Source organism: Bacillota bacterium (assembly GCA_040754675.1).
In the GTDB taxonomy this organism is placed as follows: domain Bacteria; phylum Bacillota; class Limnochordia; order Limnochordales; family Geochordaceae; genus Geochorda.
The window spans coordinates 1-2,369 of the sequence record JBFMCJ010000599.1 but is presented as its reverse complement, the minus strand read 5'-3'; the positions used below and the strand labels follow the sequence as shown (position 1 = coordinate 2,369).

Genomic DNA, 2,369 nt, shown 5'->3' with positions numbered 1-2,369 from the left:
CTGTCAAAGCAATCGTCCGTTCGTACATAGCCTCGGTATCCCGCGGACCGCCGCCCGAGTACCGTCCCTGCCCGTGTGGCCACCCCTTTCGCCACCGCCACAAGGTGGAGCACTGCTACGTGGCCGTGGGGTTTTGGTCGGAACTCGTCCCGGTGCTCTACCTTCAACGACCGGAAGAACCCCTAACGTCTCCTGGGTGGGCAAGGAAGAAGGGTAGCGGATTAGCTGAGTCGCGGGGTGTGAGGAATCGACTGGCTGACTCCGGGACCTGCTGAGGCGGGGCAGGTCCCGGTGACCGGCCACAGGGTTGGCAAGCAGCCCGCTGTTTACGGGGGCGTGGTGTGAGCTTGAAGCAGCGGGGGACCTGAGGGCCCGGGTACCCGCGGCAGCGGGTACCCGGGAGGCAGGCCCCCGAAGGGGCCGGCTGGCTTGTGCACCGGCACGGGAGCCAAGGGCCACCGGTGCAAAGCAGGGTGTGGACAGAGCCGGCAGAAAAGCATGGCCCGAGACTAGGGCACGGCGGTGAACGTGGCAGGCGCAGTACCCAGGAGCCCCCGGGCGACCGGGCGGGGTGCGGCGCGACGGGGGTCAGCGGAAACCCTCCTACCGGTGTCTGGGACCAGGGGCAAACGAGATCGCAGGCCGCCGCGGCGGGGGGAAACGGCAAGGCCGGATGGGCTTTGAAGGAGCGAGTGACCTGATGCTGGCGCGGGATAACATGGAGCGCCCTTCCCGGTGGGTCCGGAGGACCGGGGCTCACGGAATGCCTCCGGTCGTCGTGGCCAAGCACCGAGGGGCAGGGATCCATCGTCCCAGCCGGTGGAGGGTGGAGGGTGCGGGTGGGGTTCCGACGGCGGGCGGTTGGCCACTTCACCCAGCGGCCATGCCCTGTTTGAAGTCCAGGCCGGGCCCGGGCTGCAGCGGGGCCCTGACGCGGCATCCGCGGTCGTCGCTACGCGGAGGTGCCCGTGGTCCCGTGGCAAGCCGGCATCGCACTTTGCCCAGACGCCCCGGGGCGGCGGCCCGTTGAGGCACACCGCAGCCGCCGTGTCCGGGAGCCGGTGGCAGGAGAGGAAACGGACTCCGTCGTATGCCGTCTTAAGCATGTCAACCCCGGGGAGTCGGGGGTGGGGAACGTGGGCCGGCAGTCGTTCTACCGGCAGAAGATCGTGACGCAGGCCCGCTCGGTCGAGGCCAAGACCCTGCGCAGCTACCTGGTGGGCGAGATCCGGTCAAGGAGGGAACTTGCCCCGGAGGAGGCAGCCCTGGTGGCGGAGGACGCCCTGGAGTACCTGATGCACCTCGTGGATCGTGGTCCGGGGCAGATTGACTTCCCCGCCATCCGGGGCCTGGACGCTCACCGGAGGTGTTCCCGGCGGGACCAGCCCGAGCAGATGGTCACGCTCACCGTCATCGCCGACGAGGACGCCGAGGTGCTGGAGGAGTTCGGCGTGGTGGCCATGCAGGTGGGCCGCATGGCCCGCTGCATCGAGGAGGCCTACTTCCAGGGCTACCTGCTTGACTGGCCCAGGCTGGGGGTGCTGTTCCCCTACAACCACCAGGCCCTGCGCCAGAGGCTGGAGCCCCTGTGGGAGGTGGGGGCGCTCCTGCCCGTGGCGGGGATGAGCAAGGAGCGGCGGCGGAAGATGCGCAGGCTGCGGCCGGCGCTGGCGGTGGAGTGCTATCTGCGGGGCGAGGACCTGACCTCGGTGAGGAGAAAGCTCTGCTGTTCCCGCACTGCCTGGCGCAGGTGGTGGCAGATCTTCTGCCAGGTGGGCGGGCTGGAGGGGGAGGACCCCGAGGAGGCGGCCCGCAGGCTGGGCCAGCCGGCGGCCCTGGTGAGGGCCTTCCGAGAGTTGTGGGCCGAGGTGAGGCAGGATGCCCGCATGTCCGAGAAGGTGAAGCGCGAGGGGTTGTGGGTGCTGCCCGTGCCGCCTGGCGGTGGCCCCCGCCAGGCCTTCCGGCAGCTTCTGCTTGAGCGGCACCGCTACACCCCGGCGGCGGCCGACCAGTTCGAGCAGGAGCTGCGGGAACTGGCCCATCGCCTGAGCAGCCGGGGCCGCTCCCCGGGCCAGATCGTGTGGACGGGCGTGGCGCAGGACCAGCCTCCCGGCCGCAGCCTGGGGGACTGCCGCATGGTTTCCGCCGTGCTGGACTACCTGGTGCCGGAGGACTGGTCGCTGGTGCACCGGGACCGCTCCGAGGAGCTCAAGTGGGCGCGCCTGGTGCGCCTGGCCACCGGTGCCTACTACCAGGGTGCCTGCCTGAGCCAGCCGGACCTGGCTTTCCTGCTGGGGGTATCCGTGGACGCGGTGAGGGCGGCCATGGAGAGGCACCCCAAGGTGATCCTGCCCACCAGGGGGCGCCTG

General features: G+C 70.3%; 1 protein-coding gene. It reads left to right on the top strand.

Going from position 1 to position 2,369, the window contains the following annotated elements; genetic code table 11:
* Positions 1 to 1,136: 1,136 nt before the first annotated feature.
* Positions 1,137 to 2,369 (top strand): DUF1670 domain-containing protein (locus AB1609_21405; protein MEW6048993.1); only part of this gene is annotated, 1,233 nt, incomplete at its 3' end.